Raw genomic sequence first — 26,909 nt, 5'->3', positions numbered from 1 at the left:
TTTCGCCGTGGACGGGATCCAGAGCCAGCCCGCCTGGTCCTCGGCTTCATCCACGCGACGTGGACCCCTACTCGATGACGATCTCGCTCACGATGGGCACGCGGAGCTCCGTGGCGATCGGCGTGTAGAGATCGACGCCCTGACTCGGCGTCGCGAGTGATATCAGTAGCGAGTAGCGCACGGGGAGGTCCAGGCGGTCCTTGCGCCCGTTGCGCTTCCACCACCCACCGACCGGGTAGACAGCAACGTAGCCACTGGCGGCGAGTTCTTGGCCCGAACCCTCCCAGATGTCCTGATGCAGCGAGCCGACGTTTCGTTGACCGACGCCGACGAGCCACCGCTCAGATCCGCTCGATGTCGACGTGGTCCCTGCCTCGTCATCCGCGGCCGCCCTGCCAACCCGCCTGATGAACTCGGCGGGCGTCTCCGTCGGGTTCTTGATCTCGAACCGGAGGCCGTGGGAGGCGTAGGAGTATCTCTGTCGCCATCCGCGCCGCGAAGGGGACGGTTCGATGAAGTACGAAAGCGTGACACGCAGCCTGACGTCGGCAGCGGCGATGGCCGCCAGCGCGTCGGTCGGCCACGGCAGACTGTGCAGCCTGAATCTGCGCATCGCATAGGCCTTGCCCTCGAACGGGACGAACTCGTCCTGCGTCACCAGTGTCACGGCGTGCCGCGTGGAGGACAGCACCGAGTCCTCAGTGGGGACACCCCAGCCGTACCTGCGCAGCATCTGGAACTGCTGCCGCTTGCCGACTCGGCGTTCATGATCCAAGGTCCCGCGCATCGCGGGCGTCCACTCGGCAGCGTGGACAAGCAGGCCACGGATCGACTCCGGCCAGTAGCCCGGATAGCGGTGCATCGCTAGCGCGGCCAATCGGGCCGCCTGGGCGGTTGCGGCGCTGGTCGCGTTGGCAGCGCCGAGAGCCAGGTCGTTGGCGTGCCCCGTGGTCCGCAAGGACAAGGTCGGCAGGTTCGGCTCGAACATCGATGCGCCATCGGTGAGGACGTTGCCGCCCTCCATGCAGATGTCGGGCTTGAGCGGCCACTTGGGCTCGTACAGCAGTGACGTGCGGCTGTGCGGGGACAACTCTCCGGTCGGTGCAAGGGCGCGCCAGCCGCGGTAGTCCGGGTGGCTGGGCGAATGGGTCAGGTCGGTATGCGCCCCAACGGTCAGTGCGTTCCACGCCTGCCCCGGGTCGTCGATGGCGGCGGTGTCGGACTCGGCGAGGTGGTCCGCCACGAAATGCTTGACGTTGCCGGCGGACACCACGAAAAGCCGCGCCGCGAGTGGGTCCGGTGCGCTCAGCAACTGCAGCTGCGCTTCGTCTCGCACGACATCGGTACCGACCGCGAGCGCGTCGATCGTCGCCGACCAGAGCGTCGGCTGCCCGGGGCCGTCGGGATCGGTTGAGACCGGCATGCAGAAGACCCGATGACGATCAGTAGTCGCCTCGGGCAACGCCACAGCCTGAACCGTCACGGTCCCGTAGTCACGGGGCAGTGTTTGCGGTTCCCCCGGGTTGGGCAGCATGCGGACGGACTCCAGACGGTGCGTGAGCTGCAGTGGTCCGGTGGCGAGCAAGGTCGCGTCCAGCGCGCCGAAGAGCGCCAGGCCGGCCATCTTGGTCCCATGGCCTTGGACGTCGAACCCCGAACCGCCAATGACGTCGTGGAGGTCCGCCGGGTCGAGGGAGCCGGCCAGCAACGCGTGGGTTCTCGCTACCCCGGTGTCCAGGTGACACACCGCGGGGGCGTCTTGGGGCGCGGCGTACACCCGGCCTGCCAGGTCAACGACGTACTCGTCCTGTTCCTGGACGGTGAGATCCTCGATGGTGTCGACGAACTGCGGTCGCCGAACTTCGGCCAGGGGTACTGCGGTAAAGGGCAGCAACTCGAGGTCCGCCCAGGTCGCGTTGATCCACGCCACGACCCGGTTGCCCAGTCGGAGAGTCCGCTCCAGCAACGTCAGCCCGTACGCAGCGGCGAACCGGCGCAGGAGAGCGAGCCCGTCGTCGGTCGGCTCAAGCCAGACCTCCCACCACTGCGTCCCAAACTGGAGAGGTTCGCCGGTCGACTGCCAGAGGTCGCGCAGCACGGTCGCACGGATGACGGCAATGTTGGCCACCAGTTCGACGTTCCTCGGGTTGCCTTCCGGTGTGACCCACCGTCCACGCTGGGCCTTGGTGCTCACCTTCGCGTCGTCGAGGTAGTCCTGGAAGAGCTTGAGGAATGACTCGCGGGACGCGTCTGCGACCCAGACGACAGCACGCTCAGGCTCGCCGCCCGTTGCCGGGTGAACCGACATCAGCAGCCACTTCGGCAACTTTGGCGACGTCCGATGGCGGGTCCGCTGCTCGAGCGACTCGACCTTCAGCGGGTAGATGGCCTGACCGCCGACCAGCGTGATGAAAGACCCGAGCGCCTCCAGCTCATCGCGCGCGAACAGCGCGCGCCGGTCGTCTGCCTGCTCGAACGCATCATGCGTCTCGCTGAGGATGGCGCGGCCGTGGGCTCGTCGCTCCACCGGCCTGATCTTCGCGTTTCCGCCGCCACCCCGGCGTCGAAGCGGCTCGTCGTCGACGCGCCCGAGGACGAGCAGGTGCGGCAAGCCGCCGGCCGGATCAGGCAATGCTCGCCGCCTTGCGGGTCGAGATCGCTGTCAAGAGGTCTTCGGTCGTGATCGCGGTATCACCTCGAAGAAGCGCCGTCTTGGCGGCTCCCTCGGCGGCCTTGACCAGGTCCGCGTGGCTCAGGCCTTCGAGGTGGGGGCGCACCGACACCCACGCGACTCCCCGCGCGAGGCTGCCGAGCCGAGCGCGGATCACCGCGCCCGCCTGCCGGGTGTCGGGCAGCGAGTAGGTCAGCACCACGTCGAACCGGCGGAACAGGGCGCGGTCGAGAATCGCCCGGTGGTTCGTGGCCGCGATGACCAGGCTGTCTGGGCTCGCCTGCTCAAGGAACACGAGGAACGAGTTGAGGATGCGTCGAGCCTCGCCGACATCGTTGCCTGAGCGGTCACCCCCGAGTGCGTCGAACTCGTCGAACAGGTACACCCCACGCCGGCCCGCGACCTCGTCGAAGACCATGCGGAGCTTCGAGGCAGTCTCCCCCATGTACTTGCTCATTAAGGCGTCGATCCGCACGGTGAACAACGGCAGGGACAGCTCGTGCGCCAGGACGGAGGCAGTCATCGTCTTGCCGGTGCCAGGGGGCCCCTCCAGCAGGAGGCGATGAGACGGCGTGAACCCGTGCTCCAGCAGCGCCCGCCGTTGGCGCTGCTCTGAGAGCACCTGCTTGATCTGCGCGGCCATCGCTGCCGGCACGACGAGGTCACGCAGGGCCACATCGGGATGTGACGCCACGAGTAGCTCGCCCAAGTCACCCCGGGGTTGGGCCAGACGCGTCACGTTCGCCGTGGGAGCAGCTTGACGCGAAGCCTCGACGGTCTTCTTGATGTCGTCGGCCAGCCGGTGGTGTCCCAGGCGCGCCTCGCGGGCCGCCACCTGGAGCGCGACCGAGTAGAACGCGGGGTCGTCGCCAGAAGCGTGCGAACGCACTAGCGCAGTGATGTGCTCGCCCGATGCGGCCATCGCTCTACCTCCCACCCTCTGGCTCCGCGGCCATCGTACGAGGCCAGCAGCACCCCCGGCGCCCGCCGGGCCGACGCTCGACAGATCGCTTGCTCGTGTCGAGACCGTAGCGATGTCAGCCGTGAAGCTCGCAGGTGTCCGAGTCGACGCGGCGGCCCGCACCCCTCACGCCGTTCGAGTGAACGGACGGCGAGGGCGTCAGCGCCGTGTGAGACGGTGCCGCCCATGACGGACGTGCTGTACCCGGTCGCTCGCGCGGGTGGTGAGTTGGTTTGGGCCACCGACCTGGCTCGTGATCAGCAACGCCCCGCGGGGATGTCCTGCGTCGGATGCGCGCAAGCGGTGTCGCTGCGCGCCGGCACGAAGGTCCGTCCTCACTTCGGGCACCGGCCCGGTGCAGTCTGCACCGCACCGGAGACCGTGCTGCACTCGACCGCGATCCAGGTGATCGCGACTGCGCTGTCTGACGCGATCATGGCCGGGGACCCGTATCCGGTGCAATGGTGGTGCGGGACTTGCTCCATAGTGAACGACGGAAATCTGGCTCGCGGGCAGGGCAGGACCATCACGGTCGACACGGCCTTGCCCGGAGTCCTGTTCCGGCCCGACATCGCGGTCCTCGCTGCTGGCCGCCCGATCGCCGCAGTCGAAGTCGTCGTCACACACGACGTTGATGACGCGACCGCTGCCTACTTCGACCAAGCGGGCATGGCGGTGATCCGAGTGTGGCCAACCTGGGAGACGCTTGCGGCGTTGCGGTCCGGGTTCCTGCTCGAGGAAGGATCTCCGAGGTTCACCACGACCGGTGCCGTCCGGTGCACCTCCCCGGCGCATATCGAACCGGTCGTTCCGTGCGGGACGTGCGCGCAGCCCGCGGACGCCTTCCGGCTGGAGACGGTCCGGGAACGTCTGGACTGCTGGCAGTGCCACAACGACGTGCCGGTTCTGGAGTTGTCACGCGTCTGCGACGGGGAACCGTTCAATGCGTCCGACCCGCGGGTGACCGGTGTCAGCACCATCGCGGCCGGGGCGGGCGTCACCCTCGCGGAGACATTCAGCAAGACGGCGGGGCACAGCTACTTGATGCACCGCTGCCCGACGTGCAACGCGAAGGTCGGCGACTTCTACGCGTATGGGGTCGGTGGGCTCGTCTTGGCCGGCGACCAGGTCCGGTTCGCCTCACGGTGTACGGACGGGCATTGGACCCGGGTGGCAGCGGTCCCGGTCGAGCAGACACGCAGCCCGTTCGAGCGCGGCGAGATGCCGATGCTGTGGGGCGAGGACGGCACAAGCACCGAAGCCGACGACGAGCGCGTCACGTCCGGGTCTGCGCAGTGGGTCGGGGCTGGCGGGATCTCCGTGCAGCAGGCGGTCTCGCGCATGTTCGGCGGAGGGCTGTACCGCTAGGCCGGGGCGCGGGTACTGCACACGGCTGCTGCGGGGCGGATTTCGGAACCATCAGGCCGCGCACGACGTGGCGATCTCGGCCTTGTCACAGTCCGATCAGCTTGTTGTCAGGTCGCACAGTCCGTCGGCCGCTGGCGCCGAAGTCGATCGTGACGTTACCGGCACGGACATCGACGACCCTGCCGAGACCGTGGCGGTCGTGCGTGACGCGTTGTCCGACGGCGAACCTGGATGCGGTGGCACTGGCGGGGCGGCGGGTTGCTCGCGCGGCTGCCGGAGACGCCGGCATGAGCAGGGCCAGGAATGGTGACTCGCGGCTGGTGCGTCCCCCGGGCCGGTCCGCGGCCCACGTCGCCACGAGATGGCGTTTGGCGCGGGTCGCCGCGACATAGGCGAGGCGTCGTTCTTCGGCGATCTCGGCCGGGGTCGTGGCGTAGACCGACGGCAGGGAGCCGTCGGTCGCGCGAGCGATGATGCACGCCTCCCACTCGAGCCCCTTGGCCTTGTGGATCGTGGTGACCGTGACCGCGCCGCGGCCAGGCGGGACGTGATCCTCCGCGGCGCGCCGGTCCAGATCAGCCGACAAGGTCCCGATCGTGCCGGTCAGGTGCACGGGCAGGGACGGCACCAAAGCGCGCAGCGCATCCAGTGCGTCCCATCGCTCCCGCGCCGCACCTGTGCCATCCGGTGGACTCTGCGAGTCGTACCCAACCTGGATCAGGCTGCGTTCGAGCACATCGAAGGGGTCGTCGTCGGGCGCCTCGGCCGCCCGTCCACGCAAGAGCGCGAGGACCTGCTTGATCTCGCGGCGATCGAAGTAGGCAGACCCGTCACCGGCGATCACGGGGATGCCGTCGTCGCGCAACGCCGCGGTGATTTTCACGGCCTGCGCGTTGAACCTGTGCAGGATCGCGATCTCCTCGGCGGGCACGCCCTGTCGAATCCAGGCGTGGACGGTTGCGACGATCCTGGCGTCTTCGTCGTCCTCGTCGCTGCACCGGATCGCGATCGGCTCCGGGCCGGATCCGAGCATCCCGACGAGCCTTGGGCCGGCTGCCTCGGGCGTGCCAGCCATGAGCCGGTTCGCGGCGTCGACGACCTGAGTCGTCGACCGGTAGTCGTGGATCAGGTCGACCGTGACCGCGTGCGGGAACCTCACGGTGACGTTCCGGATCAGCGATGTGTCCGCGCCCTTGAAGGCGTAGATCGCTTGCCGGGCATCACCGACGACGGCGACGTTGTCGCGTACGCCGAGCCACGCGTCGAGTAGCCGCTGCTGGGCTGGGTCAGTGTCCTGGTACTCGTCCACAACGAACGCCGTGTACTGATTGCGGATCGTGGCAGCAACCTGTGCGTCCTGCTCAAGCAGGCGCGCGCAGAAGGTCAGCAGGTCGGCAAAGTCCAGCACACCGGCCTCCCGCTTCCCGCTCGTGTACCGCCCGATCGCTCCGGCGACCACGGCAATGTCCATCCCGGGCCGGCGGCCGGCTGCCTTCGCCTGCTGCAGGTACTGCTCGGCTGTCAGGTCCCGGGCGGCAGCCCATGCCAACTCAGTCGACAGGTCGGTCACCAGAGCCGAGTCGACGTCCTTACCCGCCACTCGAAGAGTCGCACCCAGCGCTGCTCGCAGATACCGGTAGTAGGTGCCCTTCCCGTCCGCATCCAGCAGAACAGGCCCGTCCCCGGGCAGTCCGGTCGCACGCCAGAAGTACCGCAACTGACGCAATGCAGCCGAATGGAACGTCCGCGCCTGGACGTTGCCCACCCCGAGTCCGCCCAGCCGGTCCCGCATCTCTCCTGCGGCCTTGCTCGAATGCGTCACAGCCAGCAGAAGATTCGCCGGCACAGCACCGATCAGGTGCTGGTAGGCGACGCGATGCGTCACCGTCCGGGTCTTGCCCGTGCCCGCGCCGGCCATGATCCGGACCGGACCCGGCGGCGCCAGGACGGCACCGAGCTGCTGCTCGTCCAGGCCCGCCAGGACCCGGTCCGCCGCCACACTGCCCACCACATCTCACCCACCCCATAGCGCCGACCGCTCGAGAACACATCGTCCCCTCCCGCGCCGACAACGAAGCCACCGGCCATAGCGCTGCCGAAACCGGACCATGCTCCCCCCCGTGAACCCCAACCCGGGGCGACGTTTCGGGACGCCGTCGCCAGGATTTGCACCAGGTTTCCCTCGTCGTGGGCGGCCTCGGGCAAACGGCCTCTCGTCCTCTTCCTGACAATCAGTCCCGGTTACGCCACCGAAGCGGCCGTCGCGTGCCGGGAGCTCGCTCAGGAGGCCCTCGGCGCAACTGAGCTCGTAGCGATCATCCATCCCTTGAACACGGCATCGCGTCCCGTGGCGGAGAAGATCGGAATGACCCACGTCAGCGATGCCACCTCCGACCACAGCCCTGCCCGCATCGTCATGGGCATCCAGTTCGCTACGCCTAGCGGCCGCCTTTACCGCCGCCGCGAAGGAGGTCATGTGCAAGGCGCGCCGCCGCCGTCCTGAAGTCGAAGGCGGTGTGGGGCAGGGCGATCGCACCGTGGGTAGCACCGAGGAGTCCGATCGCGAGCGCCGCGACGGCTGGGCGCAGCCCTCCAGCGGCTGCCAGCGCCTCGGGCAGTCCCGGGTGCGTGCGCGCCACGTCGAACGCGTCGGCGGTCGTGCGCAGGACCGTGCCCGGCGTTGCGTCGACGGTGAGCGAGCCGTCGTGCAAGAGTGCGTGGTGCATCCTCACGACGACGTCCGGCTGCGGCGGCCAGGTTCCGTCCAGCGAGTCGAGGCCTGGGTCGGGGTGGTCGAGGAGCCGGCGCGCGAGGTTGCGGACTGCCGACCGGGCGACTGCCAGGTCTTGTGACCCGACCGTCGGATCGACAAGTCACCCGTGTACATCAGGCGTCGGCCACCAGCCTCCACGACGAACGCGTAGGCATCGAACGCGCTGTGATCCACAAGGTGAGGCGTCACGGCAAACGGTCCGAGCGTGAACACCTGCCCGTCGACGAGGTGGCCGGTCGGCAGAAGTGCCGGTCCGCGCGGCGAGAAGAAGCGGGCAGCCTCGACGATCGCGGCGGCGGATCGCCCTGCGTACACCGGGATCGAGGGGTGTACCTGGTCGATGAGCCCGTAGTGGTCCAGGTGCCCGTGCGAGATCAGAACGCCGAGCAGTCCTGGATCGGAGCCGTCCGCGAGCCCCGGGACTTTCGGCAGGTCGACGTAGTCGTCGGCACCCGCGGTGAGGGGGCGACCGACGTCGAGGATCAACCGGGCGCCGCCCGATTCGACCTCCACGCAGGTCCCGCCCACCTCGTGACAGCCGCGGTGCACACGGACACGCATCTGGGTCATTGTCGATGTCATGCATCGCACGGTCGCAGCCGGGTCCGACACGCTCACCCGTTCGACGGCACAACTTGGCCGCCAAGGTGCAGGGTCGATCTCGTCGTCCTAGGAGCGCTCGTCATACTCGAGCGGTGGATCCTAACGAGCGGCGGTATGAATTCGTGATGGTGAACGACTCCGAAGACGCGCGCTTGTTCATCGAGCTGTCGAGCCACGCGGTCGACCTTGTCGAGGCCCGGGATGCGCTCGCGCTTGCCCTGCAGAGCACCGCGGTTACTGAATCGCCGCTCCAGGGCGCCGAGCGCTCGCTCATCGCCAACGCCGCGATGGCATACTGCCGCACGTTCTTCCCGTCGAAGGTGCGACGACCGATCACGAGCCTCGTCCAGATCCCTGCACGGGTGTTCGCGACGCACGACCTTGTCGCGATGTTCCGCAACCGCACGATCGCGCACTCCCAGTCGGACCTGTCGGTCACCTACGCGGTCGGTGTGCTCGACGCCGACACACTCGAGGTCGTCGACGTCTCCGCGCCGAACCTCTCCAGCACGATGCCACCCGAGCAGGTGAAGAACTTCATCGAGCTGGTCGACGCGGTGATGGCCGAACTTGATCAGGTCATCGAACCCGTCCGGATGCGTCTCGCGGCGAGGCTCGCTGTCACCGACCGGGTGTCCCTTCGTGACGTTGGCCTTTCGCCGACGACGCGGATGCTGCCAGCGGAGCAGTTCGGATCTCAGAGGACCCGGTCGCCGTACCCCACGTCGCATCCGATGTACACGCGAACGGGACCCAGCCACTGACGTGCACCCGACAGTGCGTCATGAAATCCACCACTGTGGGCGCCGCCTCCGTTGACCAAGGCATGTCTCCCATACCCGGGGGGCAGGGTCGAATCACAGGCATCTACCGATCGAAGGGCCTGAACCTGCAGCTCACGACATCGAACGCTCTCGGGGCGGGGCGGGGCGACCACGAAGACTCAGGCGCCCGTCGACGGGCATGGTCCCCGCTCACCGCGGTCATCACTGGCGGACACCGCAACGACGGCACCCCGCTCGGCGGAGTCCTGGCGGACATCCGCGTCCCCCGCCTGGGCGCTGGTCGTCCGCGCACCACACCCGATGCAGTGCTCGCCGACGAGGCGTACTCGGCCGGCACCTACGGCCGGGTTGTGTTCGCTCGCGCACGGGTCGTTGCTGGACCTTGCTTGGGAGAGACGGCTCAGTCGGCTGATCTGGACAGATACCGCCGTCGCGCTGCGCGTGACGAGTGGCACTTTTCGGCTGCGACTGGACCATTCGCGGATTGCTTGCGGACTGGCGGCGGACTCTTCCCTTGTCGCCCCGGGCCGCGATGACCGGTCTGCCGGCGAGCATGGCCCTGTCGGCACGCTAGCTACGCACGTTGCAAGATCATCTCCCAGTTCATCGTCCCCGGCTGCCAGATCGACCGCGACGTCCCGGGAGGACGGCGATAAAGGGCCGTGCTCGCGGCCGTCGCGGCGCACGGCGTCGTCCGCACGAGGCGGGGGCAGACGGGCACCATGCTTATCGACCTGTCGACACAGTGGCGCTCCTGACGCGCCCCGCCGGCAGGGCACCGTCCGCAAATGCATTGCCACGGACTGAGCGAATGCCGAGGTCGGGTTCAGCTCTTGAGCTTGCCCCAGCCCGTCCATCGGTCGTTCTCCAGCCAGCAGCTCCGCCTCTCAACGGTCCGGCCTGCGTTTTCGTGGCCCGTGTCGTGGCGCGAGAGGCGATCGATGCCGACCAGGTCCGGGTCAGGCAGAACGTTGATTGCGTGCCCGAGGAGAGTGACGCGGCTGTACCAGTCGTGAGTGGCCAGCACGGTCAGCGAGACCCGCGGATCCTGACGCAGTGCTTGAGCCGCACGCGTCAAGCACGAGAACCTTCCCACCGCCCGACCGCGGCGGCACGATCAACCAACTGAAAGTGCCCCCGGAAACGGGCCAGGCTCCCCACCGCTACTCCGAGGGAAGCCGCATAACCCTAATCGCGTGTCCACGACTCGGGGTCAAGCCCCGACGACCCCGACATCCACCCCCGAGTCGGCGGGCAATGGAGCCTGCGCCGACCGTCAGGGCGCCAGTATGCTCTCCGCATGACAGCACCCGAAGAGCTAGTCCTCCTAAGCGACGACGAGCTGTTTGAGGCTCTGGGCCGCTCAGTGAGCCCAAGGGAGTTCGGTCCGGGCGACCCGTCCTCATACATCCGCCTGGGAAAGGCATGGTTTGAGGAGCATGCGCGACAGTATCAAGAGCAGATCTGCTCTTCTGACGCGGTTCGCGTGTTCATAACGGGAGGGTCGAGCCTCAGTGCGGCGGTGGAGGCGGCTACCTTGATCGACACCCTTGCGGGCCTTATGAATCGTGAGGTGGTGGCAGTCTTCGCAGTGATTCTTACCAGGCGGGGTCTCGCCGCGTACTGCCGCACCCATCTCTGAAGAGGTGGCGTGCGTGCACCAGGATCCGCGTGGACCCGCCAAGAGGCTGGCTGATGCGATCACTCTGCTTGCAGTGGAGAGCAGCTACATCTCGCCCGCCCAACGCGACCGCTCGCTCGCTTTTGTTCAAGAAGCGATCAGCCTTGGTTTCACTTCTACCAACGCGGAATTTGCTACCGCTCTCCGAGGCGGAGGCGATGGTAGCTGGCTCGTATCCCTCGCTGCATCCCTCCTGGATGACGTCACATCTGATGTCGCCATGCTGCCACCTTCAACTTCGCTAGCCGCGAACCGCGCTAATCTCGCCCGCACTCTGCTGACTTTCGTGCCCTCCGGCAAATGGAGCGCGATGACTGTTCGGACCCCTGGGTCCTTCCTCATCGCAATCGATGACGGTATTCCTGCAACGCTATACTTCCTCGCAAAGCTAATGATCGTACGATGGATCGTGCGCCAAGAAGGCGACGACGAAGACGCCGACCTGGAGAGCGCGGGCCGGGAGATCCCGATAGAAATACTTGCGCGACTGGCCAGGTGCTATTTCGGATCAGGGCAGGTCGCCGATTCGTTCGTACTTCCAACGCCCGTGTGGGTCACCGAACGTCAATTGGATATCGCGCTTGGCGCGACCCTTCACGCCGAGCGCTTCATGGTCCACCATGAAGTTCAGCACATCCTCCAGGGTCATCTTGACGCAGATAGTCCGTCGCCGACCGATACGAGTTCCAGACTGCAGGCCGAACAAGAGATTGAGGCGGACGCAGGAGCCACGGCGTGCACGCTCGCCCGATTCATCGGTCACCCCCTTGAAGAGAATGAGCAGTTCGAACTCGTCAAGGCGCTGTGTGGAATACGTCTCGCGTTTGAAGCTCAAGGTCTCGTCGAGAACACTTACTTTCCTGCGCGACCGATATCTCACCCTTCGCCAGCCGATCGCTACCAGTCCATAAAGCAGGTTGCTCTCGAGACCTGGATCCCGGAACGCCTGCTCACAATGGCCGATGACTTGACAGGCACACTCGTCGAGATCGCTGATCTCTGCCGCAGCCAAGAACCCTATCCCCGGCCAAAGCAGCCATTGCGGGATGCCCTCCGGCAGTTTCCGCACTTCCCAGACAATGACGACTCAACCCACTGGGAGTTCGTCGACGAGGTCGAGGAGATCGCCCGTGTGCTCAGGCTTTCTATCCCGCAACATCTCGCCGCTCTCGATCGGAGCGCGGGTGGGAACACGTTCGATGCCCAGGACGCGACCACACAGCGCGCCGTTGTAACTGCGACATCTGAGGCCCATGCGTCTGTTTTTGAGGATCCTGGAGCACGCGCTACAATTCGTCAATTTGGAGATCGTGATCCCAGCGATCTCAATCGATCGCTTCACCACTACGCTCGATTGCGCTTCGACTCGACCTGGGGTGCGCGACTTCTGCCTCGTCTACTGCGCCCCGCGCTGAAGAGCGTACGCGCGGCGATTGGCACGGGTTCAGGAGTCTCAGCGCTCCAACTTACGCGGTGGGTGCAGATGTCCGTCCCCGATGAGGCGGTGCTGCCTGGCGTGGCGCTGCTTCAGCGCCTGCTGCGCGACCCGCAGGCCGAAAAGATCATTGCGAGAATTGCTGCAGAAGATCTCACCGGGATGGAGCACGAGCTCCAGATCGAGGCTGATATCGGAGACCACTCCTCAGCTGTACCCGAGTGGGTCTACCGGCGCGGCAGACTAGGACGGTACGCCAAAAACATGACTGGCGATCTTGTCGGATCTGCGGCCGATCAACTTGAACAGTGGCTGCTCGAAGCAGATGAAGCGGTCTGGTTCTTCTCGGTCGATCGCGGGGCCGCATTCCGTGACCTTTACTCAAGAGCGAGCAAAGTTGCGTCAAACTATACCGATGACCGTACAGAGGTGGGTTCGGATACAGTTACTGCATACCTTCGTTTGGAAGTGCTTGTGCGGCCCCGACATGCCCGTCTCTGCGAGGTAAGCGGAAATGCGGCCGCGGGATTCCGACAGATGTGCGGGATGCTGCCAGCCATGTGCATCCTCAGCGGCGAGGAGCATGTGCTACGTCTCGCGCGCCATATTGCCCTGGCAGGCATCGCGGGGGGTTGGCTCGACGGGGTAGGGGACGTAATCGCTCTCCTTCGGGATCGCCGAACTCGCAAGACTGACGACCTCGCGGACGCGCTGGAGGATCTCATGGCGTAGCACCAGACCGGCCTCCAGGATCCAGGACCTGTTGCGACGTCCACTGGAACCGCCCCCGTCGATCCCTGATCAGTCTTCAGGCGTCGACGACACTCCCGTGCGACTGCTGAGCTGAGCGGACCAGCACCACGGGCAACCCATTCCGATGGCCGGTCGAACCGAGCGGGGTGGCAGTTCGCGGCCCCCGGTGACTCTGATGGTCGTCACCGCGTGGGCTGCACGTCCGGCGTCCTGCCCGTAGCGACCGGATACGAGCCGCACACCTCGCCGGTGCCGCTGGTCAGCCTCAAAGAGCGCCTTGAGGGCCTTAGTCCGCCATGCTGCAAGAACCTCTGGGCGGTCGCCGGCCGTGCCGTGGACAATCTGGCGGACGTAGTCGGCCTCCCAGGATCCGGGTCCAGCAAGCAGCTTCTCCACGCTGCCGATGTTGGCCGCGACCGCGGTGAGGACGTGGCAGGCGATCTCGCCGGAGTCGACCGGCTCCGTGTGCTCTTACTGCGTGCCGGCACCGATGGTGCGAGTACCCCGTGCTGCGGCTGTCAGAGCGGCGATGGCTTCACCGCTCGGGTCGGGCCTGGGTGGCATGACTGGTCCTCTCGGCGTCTCGCGGGCACGAGTCGACGCACCCCGCTTCTTGTCACCGGTCGCAGCCGTAGCCCGGCCCGGGCCGGGGCGGCAGGCCGATCGAGCGCTCCTCGTGGGCACGACCATCAACCGGCCTGGTACCCACGCTGCTCGGGTGGCTGGCACCCAAGAACGTGCCGGCCGAGTCAACCTGTAACGCGGCATCCACCACGCCATCGCAGCGGCCAGCCAACGACTGGCGGAGCGCGTCGGGAAGGGGCACGGACCGGTTCGCGTACGCGTCGCGCGCGTCGATCCATGCGCCCAGGGCGGGCTGGTCGACGAGACGCAGGCACGCGGCCTGCACGCCGCGGGCGGGGGCGGTCAGGTCGGGATCGGTCACCACGTCGCGCAGGACATAGCTTAGGTCGACTGCGGCGACGATCCCCCGATGCACCTCAAGGCTCGCCGACCAAAGGTCTGCGCGCTCGACCATGGTCGCCGGCTCGGCATTAGCGCCCAGATCAGCGGTGATCTCCCGCAGCGACGCACGCAGCTCAGCACCCGCGTGCTTCAAGTTGACGTCGACCCGGTGGCTTCGCCCCGTCAGGTGGCCGAGGTCGCTGCCCAGTCGCGTCCACGCCTCGTCGAGTGCGCCGAGTGCCGGCTGCAGCCGCTGGTCGTGCTGTTCGGCGTCAAGAACGCCGAAATCTGCAGCTCCGGCCAGGATCCGGCCGCCGCTCAGCGTCAGGTCCCGCTCGACCACCACAGCGAACAGCACGTCGGCCGCGTTCGGCGCCCCGGCCAGGGTCCGACGAGCCTGGACGTCCCAGCGGGCCACCGCCCACTCGAGGCGGGCAGGCTCGACAGGTTCGCGGTGCTGCCCGGTCAGCGCTGCAGGCCAGCGGCCCTGCAGATAGGACGCCGCGAGCTGTTCGGCTGCTCCGACGCGCACCAGCAGGTTGTGCGACTGGTCGGCTGACTCGCCCTCGGCGAGGCGATGCTTGGCGTCGAGGACGCGGCGAAGGTCACGGTTGTACTGCCGCAGTGCCTGCCCCACGCCGTGGGACGCGACGTAGACCACGTGCATGATTCGGGTCCGGGCGGCTTCGGAGTCCAGGTGCCCGGGTTCGCTGAGTGGTGCGGTCGGGTGTCGTCGGGAGGAGATCATCTCGGTCGCCCGAGCGAGGTTCTCTACGACCCGGTCCAGGTGGGGGTCGCCGTCGCCGGGTCCCGGCCAGCCGGTGCGCTGCTGGTTGCGGTGCATCCCTGCCGTGAGCTTGTCGATGCGGTCCATGCTCGGGTTGTCGGACCGGTCCGGGAACGACGACCAGAGCTCGGCGGCCGCCTCGATGATCTCGCCCCACGAGCGCGCCTTGGCCTTCGCGGTGTCTGGAGGCGCATCCCACAGCAGTTCGCGGGCAGCGATGTCGGCGTCCAGCAGAAGGTCGGCGACCGTCCGCTCGTCGTCCGGCTGCGCGTGGGCTGGGACGGGCGTGGCGTTCACCGTCGCGGTCACGAGACCGCCCTCGCTTCAGTGACGAGGGCGTCCAGCGAATCGATCACCGCGCCGGCGCCCTCGGGCAGCGACTCGACCGGGTGGCGACCAGCGGCCAGATGGGCCGCGCGGATGAGCTCGACCAGCGTCGCTCCAATCGGCGCGATGACGTCGTCGAGGGCGCTGTCGACCTCGAGCGGTAGCAGCTCGAGGGCGTCGGCCGCGACGATGTGCGCGCCCAGGGCCAACGAGTGCGGCGCGGGGCCCATTGGGCTCCCGGTCAGGGCCGTGCCGGCTGCCGCTGACAACAGCGCGACAACCTCAATCCATGAGGTCGTCGGATCGACGATGCCTGGCTCGCTCACCGACCTGCTCCCTTCGTCGGGTCGGACCACCCCCATCGGTTCACACCCGGCTACGAACCCGCTGTGCGCAGCGCGAGCTGTGGACGGCGGTGTCGTGTGGGTGGATCGGTGGACAGTTCCCTCAGCGGCCGAAGGCCGGCCGACGACGCCCCGGCGGTCATGCGGACTCGACCAGGCGTCGTCTCGCACTGGTGCGAATGGAGGTGACGACGATGCCGGCGTGGATCGTGAAGGCCCTGGCGATCGGCCCCGGGGTGGTGGTCAGCGTCGTGATGGTCGGGCTCGCCCTCGCCGCCATCCCGCCGAAAGCTGCGGCTCCCACTGCACTTGCCCTGGTCGTCCTACTCGCGGCAGCGTGGCACCGCACCTGCGAAGGAGGCACCGCTGCGATGGCTGTGAGCGCCCGTCGGCTTCGACCCTCCGAGCGCGAAGACTTGGCAGCCGTGCTGACCGAACTGTGCCGGGCTGGGCTGGGACCGCCACTCGTCGACCTTCGCGTGCAGCGATCCCCAGTGATCGGCGCCCTCGGCGTCGGCCGGCGCACTGTCGTCATCTCGACGGGATTGATCGAGGCTGTTGCCCTCGACGAACTCCCCACTCGGAGAGCAGCCGCAGTCATTGCGCACGCGGCGGTCCTGGTGAGCGCGGGCTTGACGCGCAGCGACCTCGTGATTCGAAGCGTCTCGACGCCGTGGCGAGCGATGCGCGCGACGGTCCGCGCCCTCTGCCGGTGGGGTGTCCGAGTGCCGTTCGCCCGAGCTGCCTGGAAGCTGCGGGCGATCATCGTGGCTGTGGCCGTCGTCCAGACGATCACCGGTGGGCACCTCGGGCTCGCCCTGAGCGTCGCCTTCATCGGCGCGCTCAACTACGCACTGCCGGTCTGGGAGCACCGGTGGTGGGAACTGCTCGTTCGCGCCGGCGACGAGGGTGTCGCCCATGCTGGGCTCGGTGACCACCTGGCCGCGTTCCTGCGCACGTGTCCGGATAGCGATGCCGTGAGGACACGCCTGCGTGCCCTGGCCCCATCTGGAACGCAGCGGCCGCCGCTCGGTCTGGTGACGCTCTGATGTTTCGGCCGCGGGCAGAGTAGGACGAGCGCCGCTCGTGCGGTCAGCGCGGCACGCCGAGCACACCCTCGGACAGCCGCGCCAGCCGACAACTCTGCTGTTCCGCCGTCAGACGCTGGACAACGGCATCCGCCCGGTCCGAGGCGGACAGGTGGGCTCTGGCCGCGAGCGCGCTGGCCAAACGCCCGGCAGACTGAGCGCTGGACCGCGCCTCGTCGATCCTGTTCTGCACGATCGCGAGACCACGACCACGCTCGTCCAGAGTGCTGTCACCCAGCGTCGTCATTGCCAACTGCCGAGCGACGTGGCCGCTCAATTCGTCCACCATCGCGCACTGCCTTTCGAGCAGGCGCAGGTCCCCGAGCACTTGAGCGGTCGCGCCCTGAGCGACGTCGTCGGCAACGTCACCAATCACCTCATGTGCAGCGTGTAGGTAGACGAGCGCGCGCTTCAGACCCGCCGACGCCTGCTGCAGCTGACGCGACGAGGGAACGCGATCGAGCGCCTCGACCCATGCCCCGCCCTTTCCGCACTCCGAAATCGATCCCTCGAGCTTCCTCCTGGCGCGGTGAAGGTGGGCGTCCGCGACGACCAGTTCCTCGTGCCCAACCATGACTCCTCCCGACCTTGTCGGAGACCCTTCGCGGTCTCTCTTCCCGAAGGCCGCGAGGTTCGTGATGGTGGTCGAGGACAAGCGGCGGGTGCTCGGCACCAACAATGGCGAGCGTGTCGACCTCGGGCGGCGACGCGCTCGGGCCCCCGCACCGCGGCGGTCAGCGTCGCGCCGTGCCTGGTCAGGCCCTCGCTCAGACCAATAGCCGGGGCTGCAGCACCGAGGCGCGCCATAGACTTCGGCGACGATGCCGACGGCGGCCGTCGCGCGCTCTCGCCGAAGGAGAAGGCATGCAGGACGCACTGGACTCGACGAGTAGCGACGAGCCAGACGGCGGGGTTCAGAACGCGGCCGACTCGGGTCTCACCGACGGCCTTGCGCCCGACGCGAATACCGACCAGGAGCCGACGACCGCGCTCATCGAGGTGCTGCCCGGTGTCGCCGTCGTCTTCGGTAAGGTCCCCGAGGCGCTCCAGCTCGACCTCGTTGACTTCGGCCTCGTGCCCGCCACGGACCGCATGCTCCTCACCACGACTCTCGCCTCCCTCGTCGGGAACTCGGCAACCGTCGGCGGCAGCATCGCGAACGCCATGTCCAGCGCACAGGGTCTGTACCGGGTCAACTCCGCCACACAAGCGCTGCTCAACAACGGCGCCGTCCTCGCGGTCAAGGATGGCGCGAACCTCGGCTCCGTGTGGATGAACGGCGAGCTGGTCGCGCAGGCCCGCTTCATCCCCTTGACCGCAGCAAGTGCAGCCACGGTAGCGGTCGCGATCGGGCCGGCGGTGGCGATGGTCGCTCTGCAGATGCAGCTGAACCAGATCACCGGACTGGTCAGAACGAACATCGCCCTGACGAACCAGGTCCTCACGGAGATACGCCAAGGACGGTGGGACGAACTCACCGGACACGTCGCAGCCATCGATCGTGCGCTCAACCAAGCGCGCGAGCTCGAGTCGGTCCCACCCTCGCTATGGGACACCGTCTCCGGGAACGGGGCGCCGCTGCGCACGCAACTCGACCGGTACCGCCGCAATGTCGGCAACCACGTCACGAAGATCGAGCGACTCGACACGGGCGCGCGCCGTCAGTACCTCGACACCAACGCCGAGGCGATCCTCTTCGACTCCCACGCGCTCATGTCCTCACTACAGGCGTGGACCGGGTACCAGGCCCTTCATGCTGGCAAAGCTCGGACCGCAGGCGCCGAGGATCCTGACGAGGCTCGGCTCGTCGACATCATCGTCCGCGACACCCGCAACGAGCTCGAGCCGGCGCTCTCCGAGGCAACCCACCTCGTCGATGACCTGACACGAGAGCTGCAGATCATCGCCGAGGTTCCTGGACGACGGACGATTCCCGTGGGCCGAAGGAGAAGGGACTCCAACTCCGCCCGCCTCACCAGTACCCAGCTGCTCAAGGTGATCGAGCCCCTTGCCGACGCCCTTCGCCCGCCGGCCCCATCCGTCGAAGCTCCGGGGATCGTCTGCGCGCTCAAAGGCCTGGACCTCGCCCCCTACCTTCGGGTCCTGCGGTGGTTCGTCGGTCAGGACGAGACTCTGCGGTGCATCGCCTTCTGCTACCAACGCGACGAGGGCGATGTCGTCAGAGCTGTCGGCCAAAGCGTCCTGAGCCGGATCGACCCCGAGGGCTGGGCGACCGTGGTCGCGGTCACTGACCACCGCATCCTCACCGCAAGGGCGAACACACTGCGACAGGAAGCCAAGATCGGGCGACGCATCCTGCTCGACGACGTGCGTTACGTCCGGGCGAGGACCGCCAAAGGTGAGGGCGGGCGTTCGGAGGTCGACCTCGTCGCGCGCGACGTCGACCTCAGGTGGGCCTTTCACCCTGACACCGACGACGTGCAGATCCTGGCGTTCGCTGCCGTCCTCGCCGAGTCCATGAGGCTTCCCGAGTCCGAGCGGGATGCGCTCATAAAGCCTAACGCTCAGCTCGCGGCCGCTGAAGGACCCGCAAGCGTCGGTACGACGTCCTCGATGCCGGCCAGCTCCGAGGACGAGAGCGCCGAGTAGACCGCGTCGGCCGCAGCTCGGCGAGGACGGACGCGAGACCACCCCACAAACCGGTGCGCGACGACGACCCGGCGCGGCGCCAGCCAGAACCGCCCGTGTCCACGCCATCTCACCGCGCCGGTCCGCCACCGGCGGTCCAAGCCGTCACCACAACCACCTTCGCCCGGTATCGCTCTACGAGCTCCGTCGCCACGCACCCGGCCGCGAGCGCCGACGCCCCGCCTCACCCAACCGCGCGGGCACCCGGACCACCGTCCCCGGCTGCCGAGTGCGAACTGCTCGCCGCCGGCCGTGACGCCTGCCGCAACCGCGCCGCCTCACGCGCGGTCAGCAGATCCGTCCCGCCACACCACTGCACCGCCTGCGCCAGGCTCAGCCCTTCCTCGCCGGTCAGCTTCCCCAGCGCCGCCCCGGCCCGCGCTTCACACGCCGCGACCACCGCGTCCCGCTCCGCCAGCGCCGACACGACCACCACCCCCAGCGCGTCGCGCCGCCGCTCTTGCTCCAGTCGACGTGCCCGCATCCGCGCCTGAGCATCCAACGCCGCCCGACGCGCCATTTGCCTCGCCGTCTGACCCGCCATCGTCACTCCCCCGTCCCGTCGCGTCCTCACCTCAGAAGGCCGACCCGACCCCGCACGCGCTCACCGCACCGCAACCCGCACCGACGACGTCGTCCCCCCACCCGCCGACGACGCCACCTCGACCCCCGCAAATCCACCCAGGCACTGCCCCACACACCTCTGTGCACCCGCGTACGCGGCGAGATGTTTCCCGAGATGTTTCCCGCCGGGCCAAAAAGAGAAGGTCAGAGGCTTGCTAGGATGACCCCTAGAAGCCTCTGACCTGCGCTTTCACTGTCGGGCTGACAGGATTTGAACCTGCGACCCCTTGACCCCCAGTCAAGTGCGCTACCAAGCTGCGCCACAGCCCGATGGCTCCCGCAGAAGCCTCCGAAACTCTACCCCACGGGTGAGGTGCTCCGGTCACCGGCGATCACGTCGAGCTCGGCGGCGACGACCCCGAGGATCACCAGGTCGATCACCAGGCCGATCGTGGCGTCCCAGGGCGAGAGCCGGAACAGGAAGATCTGCGTGATCAGGAGCGCGACGAGGGCGGCCCGTCGGAACCAGCGGTACCCGGCCTCGCGGTCGCGGCGGACTCGCACGAGGCCGACGATCGCGAAAGCCGTCGACGCGAACCCGCTGAGCAGCACGCCGACCACGAGCCACGCCGGCTGGTCGGCGGAGGCGGTCCAGCCGTAGACACCACGGCCGAGCGTGACGACGGAGGTGGCGACGAGGATCGCCACAGTCACCCAGGGCACCCAGCGGGCGCGCACGAGCCAGCGGGACGCTCGCACGATCCACTGCGACATGACACCGATCGGGTCGGGGACCTCGGCCGCGTCGTGCTCGACGACGTCGAGCAGCGCACGGACCTCGTCGGCGCCGTGGACGTCACCGGCCTGGGACAGGTACCAGCGCGCCCGGGTCCGCTCGCGGGTGCTGAAGCCACCGGCGAGGCCTGCGACGGCCTGGTCGGTGGCGGCGGCCAGGAACTCGGCCGGGTCGCGCGGGTGCCGGCGCTGCAGGACGTCGGCGAACAGGCCCAGCGCGATGACGACGAGGTAGATCAGGGCCGCCGTCGGCTCCCAGAAGTAGTCGTAGTCGGACGTCACGAACTTGCCGACCTCGTCGATGAACAGCCCGAACCCGATGCCCGCGAGCAGCACCCCGAACCGGCGCACGACCGGCCCGAGGAACGTCATCAGCACGATGAACGCCAGGGCCATGAGCAGACCGCCCCACAGGACGTGGGAGACGTGCACTCCCCCGCCGCCCAGCTGCGGGTATCCCGTGAGACTCAGCAGCAGGCGCGTGAGGATCACCGTGGCCAGCGTGATCACCAGGAAGCCGGTGATGTGGCTGCTCGACGCGGGGTCGCGCGGCAGGCCGAGCCTCAGCAGGGCTCGCCGAGGCTGCACCGGCCCGTCGGGCGTCACCGCTTGCGCTTCTCCCGCACCCGGACGGAGATCGAGATGGGCGTGCCCTCGAACCCGAACGTCTCCCGCAGGCGGCGCTCGATGTAGCGGCGGTAGCCCGGGTCGAGGAAGCCGGTCGCGAAGATGACGAAGCGGGGCGGCCGGGTGGAGGCCTGCGTCGCGAACAGGATGCGGGGCTGCTTGCCGCCGCGCAGCGGGTGCGGGTGGGCGGCGACGAGCTCGCCGAGGAACGCGTTGAGGCGGCCGGTGGAGATGCGGGTGTCCCAGGACTCCAGCGCCCGCTCGAGCGCGGGGACCATGCGGTCGGTGTGCCAGCCGGTCTTCGCGGAGATGTTCACCCGCGGCGCCCACTGCACCTGCACCAGGTCCTGCTCGATCTCGCGCTCGAGGAACGGGCGGCGGTCCTCGTCCATGAGGTCCCACTTGTTGTACGCGATGACCAGCGCGCGGCCCGCCTCGATGACCTGCGTGATCACTCGCGTGTCCTGCTCGGTCAGCTTCACCGACGCGTCGACGAGCACGACGGCGACCTCGGCCTTCTCGATCGCGGCCTGTGTGCGCAGCGAGGCGTAGAAGTCGGCGCCGGACGTCTGGTGCACGCGGCGGCGGATGCCGGCGGTGTCGACGAACACCCACGGCTTGCCCTTGAGCGCGACCAGCTCGTCGACCGGGTCCCGCGTGGTGCCGGCGACGGAGTCGACGACGACGCGCTCGGTGCCCAGCACCTTGTTGAGCAGCGAGGACTTGCCGACGTTCGGGCGTCCGACCAGCGCGACGCGGCGGGGTCCGTCGGGGATCGGGGTGCCGTGCGCGGAGACCTCGGGGAGCGCCTCGATGGCGGCGTCGAGCAGGTCGCCGGTCCCGCGGCCGTGCAGGGCGGAGACCGGGAACGGCTCCCCCAGCCCGAGGGACCAGAGGTTCGCGGCGTCGGCCTCGCCCGCGGGGCCGTCGACCTTGTTGGCGCAGAGCACGACCGGCTTGCCGGCCTTGCGGAGCAGCTTGACCACCTGGGTGTCGGTCTCGGTGACGCCGACGGTGGCGTCGACGACGAAGATCACCGCGTCGGCCAGCGAGATCGCGACCTCGGCCTGCTGGGCGACGCGCGCCTCGATGCCGGCGACGTCCACCTCCCAGCCACCGGTGTCGACCAGCGTGAACCGCTTGCCGGACCAGTCCGCGGGGTAGCTCACCCGGTCGCGCGTGACGCCCGGCTTGTCCTCGACGACGGCCTCGCGGCGTCCGAGGATGCGGTTGACCAGGGTGGACTTGCCGACGTTCGGGCGGCCGACGACGGCGAGCACCGGGTAGACGACGACCGGCTCCTCGCCGATCTCCCCGACGTCACCGGCGTGCAGGAGGGCAAGGTCCTCGTCCTCGAGCTCGTACTCGGTGAGCCCTGCGCGCAGCGCCCGCTCACGGTCGGCTTCGGTGGCCTCGTCGGGCAGCGCGGGGGTCGGATCGGGCTCAGTCATGCGCCCATTGTCCCAGGTGCGCCGACCGCACGACGACTACCGGTGCGAGAGCCCCGTCACGGGCGCCAGACGGCGACCTCGACGTCGGGCAGCAGCTCGGAGAAGGGGCCCGGGCCGAGGACCTCGCGCAGGTCGCGCTCGAAGTCGTCGAGCCGGTCGGCGAACAGGTGCGGCGCGGAGCTCGAGAGCGACAGGACGGCCGCGACCACGCCGTCGGTGGACCGCTCGACCGGCTCGGCGCGCGGGATGACGAGGCGCTCCGGTCCGGCGTACCCGGCAGCTCGCATCACGTCCTCCTCGCCGCCTCGGCTGCCCTGCGGCCGCGTCCCCCGCCCCGCCCGAGGCACCGGGCCGAGGTGGTCGGCCACCAGGGCGTCGATACGGTCCCACGGCGGACGGGGGTGCGGCAGCGGCAGTTCCTCGGCCACGCCGCGGTGGGTGATCGCCGAGACGTGCACCCAGGCGCCGCCGGGGTCGAGAATGCCGCGCACGCGGTGGGCGACCAGCGGCTGGTCCATCCAGTGGAAGGACTGCGCGAACACCACGGTCCGGAAGGAGCCGAGATCGGCCGGCAGCTCCTCGGCGCGCATGCGGCGCCAGCGCACCGGTGCCGTGCCCGCCGCGCGGGCCGCCTCGTCGAGCATCCCGGGATCCGGGTCCACGCCGACCGCCTCGGCGAACAGCGGCGCCAGCAGCAGTGTCAGCGACCCCGGACCGCAGCCCACGTCGAGCAGCCGGCCGGTGCCGTCCAGACCCAGCGCGTCCCGCAGCGCGTCGGCCAGGGCCGGCGGATAGGGCAGGCGGCCCACCACGTAGTGCGCGGCGGTGCCGGCGAACAGCGTGGGGTCCCACTGCCAGTCCATGTCAGAGCGCGCGTTCCCGGTTGGGGTCGTCGGTGGGCAGCGCCAGGCCGGTGCGGGCCACGGCCTCGTCCACCAGCTCGACCAGCGCCGCCCGGATCGCCTCGTTGGCCTGCTCGAGAGCGACCCGACCCGACGTGCCGGCGGACCGCTCAAGCACGAGGGGACGCCCGAACTCGATCGCGAGCCGACGCCGCAGCCCGGGCAGCCGGTTGACCGACTCCCCCGTCCGGCGCGTGCCCAGCACCGCGACGGGCACCACGGGCGCGTGGCCGTTCAGGGCGAGCCACGCGATCCCTGCACGGGCGTTCGCCGCGTCCCCGCGTCCCCGGTTGCCCTCCGGGAACACCCCGACGACACCTCCGCGCTTCAGCACCGCCAGCGCGCTGGTCAGCGCCGTCCGCCCTCCCGCGCGGTCCACGGGGATCTGGCCGGCGGCGCGCAGCACCGTCCCGACCGGACCCCAGAACATCTCTTCCTTGACCAGGATGTGCGACGGCCGGGGCGCGACCCCCAGCAGGAGCGGGCCGTCGATGACGCCCGTGTGGTTGGCGGCGAACAGCACCGGCCCCTCGGCCGGCACGTTGCCGGCGCCGACGACGTCGGTGCGCCAGACCACCCGCGCCAGGAACCGCCCGATCCAGCGCGACCAGCGCGGACCGCGCGGCGACGGACCGTCGGAGCTCACGCGCGCGAGCCGGTGACCTGCGCGACGACGTCGAGCACGGCCTGCACGGTCTGGTCGAGGTCGAGGTGCGACGAGTCGACGGTGGCCACGCCGTCCGCCGCGACGTGGAACTGCACGACGGTCGAGTCGTCGGCGTCGCGGCGCAGCACCTGGTCGCGCGTGGCCTCCACCGCCGCCGCGTCGTCGCTCCCGTGCACGTCCAGCGCGCGCCGAGCCAACCGGGCGTCCTCGCTCGCGGTGAGCAGCACCCGGACGTCGGCGTCGGGTGCGACGACAGTGGTGATGTCCCGGCCCTCGGCGACGATCCCACGACCGCCGGAGAACGAGCCGGGCTCGCGCGACCCCTCGATGGCCGCCCGCTGCAGCCTGCCCAGCTCCGCACGCACCTCGAGGTTCGTCGCGACGGCGCTGACCGCCGCGGAGATCGCCGTCTCCCGGATCGCGTCGCCGATGTCGACGCCGTCGACGTGCACGGTCGGGCGCTCCGGGTCGACCCCCATCTCCAGGGGCAGCCCCCTGACCTGCTCCGCCACCGCGGCGACGTCCGTGAGCGGCACCCCCCGGTGCAGGCACCACCAGGTCGCGGCGCGGTACATCGCGCCGGTGTCGAGGTACGCCAGCCCCAGCGCGCGTGCAACCCCCCGGGAGACGCTCGACTTGCCCGATCCCGACGGGCCGTCGATCGCGACCACCATCGACGTGCTCAACTCACCAGTCTCCATCCGCGGGCCGTCAGCTCCGCCTCGAGGTGCTCCACGCTGCCGGGCAGCACCGAGATCGCTGCCATGCCGACCGGGCGCCCGGCGGCGTGCTCGAGGTGCAGGTCCTCGAGGTTGACCCCCGCCTCCCCCACCTCGGTGAGCAGGCGCGCCAGCTCGCCCGGTGCGTCCGGGACCAGCACCGTGACCACGCCGTAGAGGCGCTGGGCGCCGCCGTGCTTGCCCGGGATGCGCGCGACACCGGCGTTGCCGTCCGAGATCGCCTGCGCCAGGGTGGCCAGCGCGCCCTGCTCGACCGTCTCGGGGCCGTCCGCCGCGGCAGCCTGACCGAGCGCGCCGATGACGGCGTCGAGATCGGTGCGCAGGTCCACCAGGACGGCGCGGACCGCGGAGGCGTTGGCGGCCAGGATCGAGGTCCACAGGGCCGGGTCCGACGCCGCGAGCCGGGTGACGTCCCGCAGCCCCTGGCCCGCCAGCCCGAGCGCAGCCTCGTCGGCACCGCGCAGGCGGGCGGCCACGAGGCTCGCGGCGACCTGCGGCACGTGCGAGACGGCCGCGACGGCGGCGTCGTGCGCGTCGGCGTCCATCGTCACCGGCAGGGCACCGAGGTCGACGGCGAGGGCTCGGACGGCCAGGATCGCGTCCGGCCGCGAGGACCCCGAGTCGGCGATCACCCAGGGGCGGCCGAGGAACAGGTCCGGCACGGCCGCGGACGGGCCGGAACGCTCCCGACCGGCCATCGGGTGGGATCCGACGTAGCGGGTCAGGTCGGCGCCGCCGGCCCGCAGCTCCGCGAGCACGTACCCCTTGACGCTGGCGACGTCGGTGACCACGGCGTCGGGGTACGCCTCCAGCTCGGCACGCACGACGTCCGCGGTCACGTCCGGCGGCGCGGCGACGACGACCAGCACCGGGGGCGCGTCGTCCGGGCGGGCCGGGCGACCCGCCCCGACGTCGCGCGCGAGCGCCAGGGCGGTGCGGGAGGGGGCGTGCAGGACGACGTCGACGCCGTGGGTGGCGAGCGCCAGCCCCACCGACGTGCCCAGCAGGCCGGTGCCGACGATGCGCACCGGCCCTCTCGTCGCCAGCGTCACATGCCCACCCGAGTCATCAGGGAGCCCACCTCGGTCTTGGACAGCACCCGCGTGCGGCCGGGCTTGAGGTCGCCCAGGCGGATCGGGCCGATCTGCGTGCGGACCAGCTGGGTGACCGGGTAGCCGACCTCGTCGAAGATCCGTCGGACGATGCGGTTGCGGCCCTCGTGCAGCTCGATCTCCACCAGGCTCGCCTGCGGGGTGGTCTGCACGACCTGGAACTTGTCGACCTTGGCCAGCCCGTCCTCGAGCTCGACGCCCTTGAGCAGCCGCGCACCGAGCGAGGGCGTGACCCGACCCTCCAGCTGGACGAGGTAGACCTTGGTGACCCCGTGCGACGGGTGGGACAGCCGGTTGGCCAGGTCTCCGTCGTTGGTGAGCAGGATCAGGCCCTCGGTCTCCGCGTCGAGGCGGCCGACGTGGAACAGCCGCTCCTCGCGGTCGGACACGAACTGCCCGATCGACGGCCGTCCCTCGGGGTCGTGCATCGTCGAGACGACGCCCTTCGGCTTGTTCAGAGCGATCGTGATGATCGACGAGTCCAGCTGCACGCGCATGCCGTCCACGTGGATGACCGCCGTGAGGGGATCCACGCGCACGCCGAGCTCGAGCACCTTGTTGCCGTCCACCGTCACACGACCGGCCGCGATGAGGTCCTCGCACGAGCGCCGGGAGCCGAGGCCGGCCGCCGCGAGCACCTTCTGCAGGCGCACACCGTCGGGGTCGTGGACGTCGATCGTCACCTCGGGCGTGCGGGTCGGCTTCCGCGGCCGGCTCGACACCCCGTCCGCGCGCGGGCGACCCGTGCCGCCGCTGCGGGGGTAGCCGCTGCCGCTCTTGGGTCGCGGTGCACCGCTGCGCGCCGGGGCGCTCGATCGGCCGCGTGTGCCGCCGCCCGCCGACCCGCCGCTGCTCGGCGC

Annotated in this window: 24 protein-coding genes and 1 tRNA gene; 7 read left to right on the top strand and 18 right to left on the bottom strand. The window is 69.3% G+C overall.

The annotated features are described in order from the left end of the window. Positions 1–67: 67 nt before the first annotated feature. Together RYN42_RS04515 and RYN42_RS04510 are read right to left on the bottom strand one after the other, a co-directional pair. Positions 68–2,611, bottom strand: a complete 2,544-nt coding sequence (locus tag RYN42_RS04515; RefSeq protein ID WP_315094097.1) for a S8 family peptidase — start codon at positions 2,609–2,611, stop codon at positions 68–70. Between the two features lie 13 nt (positions 2,612–2,624). Next, positions 2,625–3,593 (bottom strand): ATP-binding protein, encoded by a 969-nt coding sequence (locus tag RYN42_RS04510; RefSeq protein WP_315094096.1) that lies wholly within the window; start codon positions 3,591–3,593, stop codon positions 2,625–2,627. A gap of 225 nt (positions 3,594–3,818) precedes the next feature. Here RYN42_RS04510 and RYN42_RS04505 point away from each other — a divergent pair, with 225 nt between their 5' ends. Further along, positions 3,819–5,000, top strand: coding sequence for a competence protein CoiA family protein (locus RYN42_RS04505; protein WP_315094095.1), 1,182 nt, complete (start codon positions 3,819–3,821; stop codon positions 4,998–5,000). 85 nt (positions 5,001–5,085) lie between these two features. On the opposite strand, the gene RYN42_RS04500 is transcribed toward RYN42_RS04505, so the two are convergent. Beyond that, on the bottom strand, positions 5,086–6,999 hold the full coding sequence (locus RYN42_RS04500) for an ATP-dependent helicase (protein ID WP_315094094.1): 1,914 nt from the start codon (positions 6,997–6,999) through the stop codon (positions 5,086–5,088). Positions 7,000–7,086: 87 nt separating this feature from the next. Between RYN42_RS04500 and RYN42_RS04495 the strand changes: the two genes are divergently transcribed. Beyond that, positions 7,087–7,503, top strand: a complete 417-nt coding sequence (locus tag RYN42_RS04495) for a GNAT family N-acetyltransferase (RefSeq protein WP_315094161.1) — start codon at positions 7,087–7,089, stop codon at positions 7,501–7,503. On the opposite strand, the gene RYN42_RS04490 is transcribed toward RYN42_RS04495, so the two are convergent. Further along, positions 7,439–7,732 carry a hypothetical protein gene (locus tag RYN42_RS04490; RefSeq protein WP_315094092.1) on the bottom strand — a complete coding sequence of 98 codons (294 nt, stop codon included), beginning with the start codon at positions 7,730–7,732 and terminating at the stop codon, positions 7,439–7,441. The two genes, RYN42_RS04495 and RYN42_RS04490, sit on opposite strands and share 65 nt — an antisense overlap. Next, positions 7,729–8,391: an MBL fold metallo-hydrolase gene (locus RYN42_RS04485; RefSeq protein ID WP_315094090.1), complete on the bottom strand. Its 663-nt coding sequence runs from the start codon at positions 8,389–8,391 to the stop codon at positions 7,729–7,731. Before RYN42_RS04485 ends, RYN42_RS04490 begins: the two co-directional genes overlap by 4 nt. Before the next feature lie 77 nt (positions 8,392–8,468). Here RYN42_RS04485 and RYN42_RS04480 point away from each other — a divergent pair, with 77 nt between their 5' ends. Next, entirely contained in the window at positions 8,469–9,140 is a 672-nt protein-coding gene (locus tag RYN42_RS04480) for a hypothetical protein (RefSeq protein WP_315094089.1), read from the top strand. A gap of 847 nt (positions 9,141–9,987) precedes the next feature. On the opposite strand, the gene RYN42_RS04470 is transcribed toward RYN42_RS04480, so the two are convergent. After that, on the bottom strand, positions 9,988–10,239 hold the full coding sequence (locus RYN42_RS04470) for a hypothetical protein (protein WP_315094087.1): 252 nt from the start codon (positions 10,237–10,239) through the stop codon (positions 9,988–9,990). Positions 10,240–10,461: 222 nt separating this feature from the next. Here RYN42_RS04470 and RYN42_RS04465 point away from each other — a divergent pair, with 222 nt between their 5' ends. Beyond that, positions 10,462–10,803, top strand: coding sequence for a hypothetical protein (locus RYN42_RS04465; protein ID WP_315094085.1), 342 nt, complete (start codon positions 10,462–10,464; stop codon positions 10,801–10,803). Between the two features lie 13 nt (positions 10,804–10,816). Continuing rightward, positions 10,817–13,009, top strand: coding sequence for a hypothetical protein (locus tag RYN42_RS04460; RefSeq protein WP_315094084.1), 2,193 nt, complete (start codon positions 10,817–10,819; stop codon positions 13,007–13,009). A 637-nt stretch (positions 13,010–13,646) separates the two neighbouring features. On the opposite strand, the gene RYN42_RS04455 is transcribed toward RYN42_RS04460, so the two are convergent. Then, positions 13,647–15,092 (bottom strand): hypothetical protein, encoded by a 1,446-nt coding sequence (locus RYN42_RS04455; RefSeq protein WP_315094082.1) that lies wholly within the window; start codon positions 15,090–15,092, stop codon positions 13,647–13,649. Then, positions 15,089–15,436 carry a hypothetical protein gene (locus RYN42_RS04450; RefSeq protein ID WP_315094081.1) on the bottom strand — a complete coding sequence of 116 codons (348 nt, stop codon included), beginning with the start codon at positions 15,434–15,436 and terminating at the stop codon, positions 15,089–15,091. Before RYN42_RS04450 ends, RYN42_RS04455 begins: the two co-directional genes overlap by 4 nt. A 197-nt stretch (positions 15,437–15,633) precedes the next feature. On the opposite strand from RYN42_RS04450, the gene RYN42_RS04445 reads away from it, so the two are divergent. Then, the gene (locus tag RYN42_RS04445; protein WP_315094079.1) at positions 15,634–16,503 is read left to right on the top strand and encodes a hypothetical protein; all 870 of its coding nucleotides are present in this window, start codon (positions 15,634–15,636) and stop codon (positions 16,501–16,503) included. Between the two features lie 43 nt (positions 16,504–16,546). On the opposite strand, the gene RYN42_RS04440 is transcribed toward RYN42_RS04445, so the two are convergent. Next, positions 16,547–17,116 (bottom strand): hypothetical protein, encoded by a 570-nt coding sequence (locus RYN42_RS04440; protein ID WP_315094077.1) that lies wholly within the window; start codon positions 17,114–17,116, stop codon positions 16,547–16,549. A 290-nt stretch (positions 17,117–17,406) separates the two neighbouring features. Here RYN42_RS04440 and RYN42_RS04435 point away from each other — a divergent pair, with 290 nt between their 5' ends. Further along, a complete protein-coding gene (locus tag RYN42_RS04435; RefSeq protein ID WP_315094076.1) occupies positions 17,407–19,152 on the top strand; it encodes a hypothetical protein in 1,746 nt (581 codons plus the stop codon). A 223-nt stretch (positions 19,153–19,375) separates the two neighbouring features. Here the strand turns inward: RYN42_RS04435 and RYN42_RS04430 are convergent, their stop codons facing one another. From RYN42_RS04430 to RYN42_RS04390, 9 genes are all read right to left on the bottom strand, one after another. Next, on the bottom strand, positions 19,376–19,735 hold the full coding sequence (locus tag RYN42_RS04430; protein ID WP_315094074.1) for a hypothetical protein: 360 nt from the start codon (positions 19,733–19,735) through the stop codon (positions 19,376–19,378). A 276-nt stretch (positions 19,736–20,011) separates the two neighbouring features. Continuing rightward, a tRNA-Pro gene (locus RYN42_RS04425) sits at positions 20,012–20,085 on the bottom strand. Positions 20,086–20,112: 27 nt separating this feature from the next. After that, positions 20,113–21,156: a hypothetical protein gene (locus tag RYN42_RS04420; RefSeq protein ID WP_315094072.1), complete on the bottom strand. Its 1,044-nt coding sequence runs from the start codon at positions 21,154–21,156 to the stop codon at positions 20,113–20,115. After that, on the bottom strand, positions 21,153–22,628 hold the full coding sequence (gene der, locus RYN42_RS04415) for a ribosome biogenesis GTPase Der (protein ID WP_315094070.1): 1,476 nt from the start codon (positions 22,626–22,628) through the stop codon (positions 21,153–21,155). Before der ends, RYN42_RS04420 begins: the two co-directional genes overlap by 4 nt. A 56-nt stretch (positions 22,629–22,684) precedes the next feature. Further along, positions 22,685–23,491 carry a class I SAM-dependent methyltransferase gene (locus RYN42_RS04410; RefSeq protein WP_315094067.1) on the bottom strand — a complete coding sequence of 269 codons (807 nt, stop codon included), beginning with the start codon at positions 23,489–23,491 and terminating at the stop codon, positions 22,685–22,687. 1 nt (position 23,492) lies between these two features. Further along, positions 23,493–24,176, bottom strand: a complete 684-nt coding sequence (locus RYN42_RS04405; protein ID WP_315094066.1) for a lysophospholipid acyltransferase family protein — start codon at positions 24,174–24,176, stop codon at positions 23,493–23,495. Next, complete coding sequence (gene cmk / locus RYN42_RS04400) at positions 24,173–24,898, bottom strand: (d)CMP kinase (protein WP_315094064.1); 726 nt, start codon at positions 24,896–24,898, stop codon at positions 24,173–24,175. Before cmk ends, RYN42_RS04405 begins: the two co-directional genes overlap by 4 nt. Continuing rightward, positions 24,880–25,989: a prephenate dehydrogenase gene (locus tag RYN42_RS04395; protein ID WP_315094063.1), complete on the bottom strand. Its 1,110-nt coding sequence runs from the start codon at positions 25,987–25,989 to the stop codon at positions 24,880–24,882. Before RYN42_RS04395 ends, cmk begins: the two co-directional genes overlap by 19 nt. Further along, positions 25,986–26,909 (bottom strand): pseudouridine synthase (locus RYN42_RS04390; RefSeq protein ID WP_399552389.1); only part of this gene is annotated, 924 nt, incomplete at its 5' end. The genes RYN42_RS04390 and RYN42_RS04395, both read right to left, overlap by 4 nt.

It is taken from the genome of uncultured Cellulomonas sp., from assembly GCF_963527515.1.
In the GTDB taxonomy this organism is placed as follows: Bacteria; Actinomycetota; Actinomycetes; order Actinomycetales; family Cellulomonadaceae; genus Cellulomonas.
Note: the sequence above shows the minus strand (reverse complement) of the source record. Positions and strands in the feature narration are given on the sequence as shown.